The organism is Streptomyces sp. NPDC030222 (assembly GCF_055573115.1).
Genome location: NZ_JBVICA010000055.1, coordinates 1 through 4,630, shown reverse-complemented (window position 1 = coordinate 4,630; position 4,630 = coordinate 1). Strand labels below are relative to the sequence as shown.

At 71.4% G+C, this 4,630-nt stretch carries 1 protein-coding gene; it reads right to left on the bottom strand.

The window, feature by feature from the left end:
- On the bottom strand, positions 1-4,630 hold a 4,630-nt coding region (locus tag ACZ4Z5_RS33160; protein ID WP_468269966.1), incomplete at both ends, for a type I polyketide synthase.

The following is a 4,630-nucleotide window of genomic DNA, read 5'->3' as shown; positions in this document are numbered from 1 at the left end:
CACACGACATCCAGCACAGCCGCGAACACCGGGTACATCTCGTACAGCTCACGGCCCATCCCCAACCGCTGGCTGCCCTGCCCCGTGAACAGGAAGGCCAGCTTCCCGGCGCCTGCGGCGCTCACGGTGCCGCTCGTGACTCCGGGAGCGGCAAGGTCGCCGTTCTCCAGCGCGGCCAGGCCGCGCAGCAGCTCCTCCCGGTCGCCGGCGACGACCACCGCGCGGTGGTCGAACGCGGCACGGCGCGTGGCCAGCGAGTAGGCCACATCGACGGCTCCGGCATCGGGCGCGCCCTCCAGGTGGGCCCGCAGGCGGCCCGCTTGGTCGCGCAGAGCGTCCTCCGACTTGGCGGACAGCGCGTACGGCAGCACGGAGGGCACCGGCGTCGCACCACGATCGTCGGCGGTCACAGTCGCCTCGTCCGGGGCCTGCTCGATGATCGTGTGGGCGTTGGTGCCGCCGATGCCGAACGACGACACACCGGCCCGACGCGGACGGCCCGTCTCCGGCCACTCAACGGACTCCGTGAGCAGCGACACGGCGCCGTCCTCCCAGTCCACGTGCGGGGTCGGCTCGTCCACGTGCAGGCTCCTGGGCAGGATTCCGTGGCGCATCGCCTCGACCATCTTGATGATGCCCGCGACACCGGCGGCGGCCTGCGTGTGGCCCATGTTCGACTTGATCGAGCCGAGCAGCAGCGGCCGGCCATCGGGGCGGTCCTGACCGTAGGTGGCCAGCAGCGCCTGCGCCTCGATCGGGTCACCGAGCGTCGTACCCGTGCCGTGCGCCTCGACGACGTCCACGTCGGCGGTGGTCAGACCGGCGTTGGCCAGGGCCTGCCGGATGACCCTCTGCTGGGAGGGGCCGTTGGGAGCGGTCAGGCCGTTGCTCGCACCGTCCTGGTTGATCGCGGAACCGCGGACCACGGCCAGCACCGGGTGCCCCTTGGCACGGGCGTCCGACAGTCGCTCGACGAGCAGCATGCCGACGCCTTCACCCCACGCGGTGCCGTCTGCCGCGGCCGCGAACGGCTTGCAGCGGCCGTCCGTAGCCAGACCGCGCTGGCGGCTGAAGGCGATGAAGGTACCGGGTGTGGCCATCACCGTCACGCCGCCGGCGAGAGCGAGGTCGCACTCGCCGTTGCGCAGTGCCTGTACGGCCAGGTGGAGGGTGACGAGGGAGGACGAGCAGGCAGTGTCGACGGTGACCGCCGGGCCTTCGAGCCCGAAGGTGTAGGACACACGGCCCGAGGCGACGCTGCCCGAGCTGGACGTGCCCATGTAGCCCTCGAGGCCTTCCGGGGCGCGGTGGAGCAGCGTGCCGTAGTCGTTGTACATGACCCCGGCGAAGACGCCCGTACGGCTGCCACGCATGGTCGCCGGGTCGATGCCCGCTCGTTCGAAGGCTTCCCACGAGGTCTCCAGCAGCAGCCGTTGCTGAGGGTCGGTGGCCAGCGCCTCCCGTGGGGACATGCCGAAGAACGTCGGGTCGAAGTGGTGGGCGTCGTGGAGGAAGCCGCCTGCAGTGCTGTAGCTGGTGCCGGGACGGTCGGGATCGGGGTCGAACAGGCCCTCGATGTCCCAGCCGCGGTCGTCCGGCATGTCGGAGATCGCGTCCCGGCCGTCGAGTACGAGCCCCCACAGGTCCTCGGGTGACCGGACGCCACCGGGGAAACGACAGGCCATCGCCACGATCGCGATCGGCTCGTCGTCATGGACGGTGGCGGAGACCGGGGCCGCGGCCGCTGTCTGCCGGCTGCCGAGCAGTTCGGTGTACAGGTACTCGGCGAGGGCGGCGGGGGTCGGATAGTCGAAGACGAGGGTGGCGGGCAGGCGGACGCCGGTGGCGGCGCCGAGCCTGTTGCGGAGCTCGACGGCCGTCAGCGAGTCGAAGCCGACCTCGTTGAACGACCGTGCCGGGTCGACCGCTTCGGACCCGGCGAAGCCCAGGACCGCAGCCACTTGGCCACGGACCAGCTCCAGCACGGCGTCCGGCTGCTCGTCCCGCGCCAGCGCGGCGAGCCGGCGGACGAACGTGCCGCCCTGGGCGGCACGACGCACGGGCATGCGCACCAGACCGGACAGCAGCGGCGGGAGCATGCCACTGCCGGCCTGCGCCCGCAGCGCCGCCAGGTCCAGCTTCACCGGAACGAGCAGCGGGTGGGTCGTGTGCCGGGCCGCGTCGAAGAGGGCGAGGCCGGTCTCCGGCGTGAGGGCGCCGATACCGCCACGGTTGATGCGGTCGCGGTCGCCGTCGTCCAGGCCGCCGCCCATGCCGCCGACGCCGTTCCACAGGCCCCACGCCAGCGACGTACCGGCCAGACCCAGCGCCCCGCGGTGTGCGGCCAACGCGTCCAGGAACGTGTTGGCCGCCGCGTAGTTGGCCTGGCCGGCACCGCCGAACACACCGGCGGCAGAGGAGAACAGCACGAACGCCGACAGGCCGAGATCACGTGTGAGCTCGTGGAGGTTCCACGCCGCATCCACCTTCGGACGCAGCACCGCCGACAGACGCCCGGCAGTCAGTGAACCGACCACGCCGTCGTCCAGCACTCCGGCCGTGTGAACCACCGCCGTCAGCGGGTACTCGGCCGGAATCCCCGCAAGAACAGCCGCCAGCGCATCACGGTCGGCCACATCACACGCCGCCCACGACACCTCCGCACCCAGACCCGACAGCTCCGCCGACAACCCGACAGCACCCTCGGCACCCTCACCACGACGACTCACCAGCAACAGACGCCGCACACCGTGCTCGACAACCAGATGACGCGCAAACAGCCCACCCAGCGAACCACTCGCACCCGTCACCAACACCGTGCCATCAGCCGGCCACTCCGCGGACTCCTCCGCGGGCACCGACGCACGTACCAGCCTCGGAACCAGCACCGAGCCACCCCGCACCACCACCTCGGACTCACCCGAAGCCAGCGCGGCCGACACACCAGCGGCAACGCCACCCTCCGCGTCCACATCGACATCGACCAGCACGAACCGCCCCGGATTCTCCGACTGAGCCGAACGCACCAGACCCCAGACACCGGCCTGCGGCAGGCCCGCAACATCCTCACCCGGAACCGCAGCCACTGCACCCCGCGTCAGGAACACCAGACGGGAATCCGTGAACCGCTCGTCCGACAGCCACTCCTGGAGCAGCACCAGAGCACGACGCGTCTCCGCGTGCACCGCAGCCGGCACATCCTCGGCGACCGCATCGAAGCACGGCACCACCAGCGCCGACGGAATCTCACCGCCCTCCGCGACGGCCATGCCCAGGCCGGCGAGATCCGCCAGGACCTGCGAGCCCTCGCCCAGCATCAGCCAGTCTTCGAAGGACGTGCCCGACGCCGACTCCGCCCATTCCACCCGGAACAGGGAATCGCCGTGGCCACCGGTCCGCCGTCCGAGCCTCTCGGGTGAGAAGGCGCGCAGCGCGAGGCTGTGCACGGAGGCGACGGGCTCGCCGTCGGCATCGGCGATCTCCAGGCGTACCGCGTCGCGGCCGGCACGGGAAAGCCGTACGCGCAGGGAGTCGGCTCCGGTCGAGTGGACCGACACGCCGGACCAGGAGAAGGGCAGCCTGCCGTCTCCGGTGTCCTCGACGAGCGGGCCGAGGTTGATGGCGTGGAGGGCGGCGTCGAGGAGCGCGGGATGGATCGTGAACTGCTCGGCATCCGGCTCGGCTTCGGCTCCGAGGCTGACCTCCGCGAACACCTCGTCGTTCCGCCGCCAGGCAGCACGCAGGCCCTGGAACACCGGCCCGTAACCGAAGCCGGAGTCCGCGAGCCCCTCGTACAACCCCTCCACCGGGACGGCCTCCGCGCCGGCCGGCGGCCAGACCGCCAGGTCGAACGCCGGTGGCTCGTCGGCCCCTTCGGCCAGGACTGCCGTTGCGTTCCGCGTCCACGGCTCGTCATCCGTCGCGCGGTCGTCACGGGAGTGGAACACCACGGACCGACGGCCCGACTCGTCGGGCGCCCCGACCACTATCTGAAGCTCGACCCCACCGTCGTCCGGCAGCACCAGCGGCGCGGCGACAGTGAGATCGTCGACCAGGTCGCAGCCCAGCTGCTCGCCCGCCCGCAGAGCCAGCTCGACGAAAGCCGTCCCCGGCAGCAGGACGGAACCCATCACCGAGTGGTCCGCGAGCCACGGGTGAGTGGCCGACGACAGACGTCCGGTGAGCAGCAGCCCGTCCGCGTCCGCCAGCGACACCGAGGCACCGAGCAGCGGATGGTCGGCGGACCGAAGACCGACCGTGGTCATGTCCCCACCGAGGGTCCCGGCGTCCAGCCAGTAGTGCTCGCGCTGGAAGGCGTACGTGGGCAGGTCGACGTGCTCGGCCCCGGTGTCGGCGTGGAACGCCTGCCAGTCGACGGTGATGCCTCGGACGTGGGCCTGGGCAAGAGCCGTGGTGACGGTTTCCGCCTCGGAGTGTCCCTTGCGGAGGGTCGGCGTGAAGGCGGCGGGGTCGGTGTCGTCGGTCAGGCATGCCTGCGCCATCGCGGAAAGGACACCGTCCGGGCCGAGCTCGACATACGTCCTCACACCGGCGGCTTCCAGGGCCCGGACACCATCGAGGAAACGGACCGCCTCACGAACGTGCCGCACCCAGAACTCCGCCGACGCCA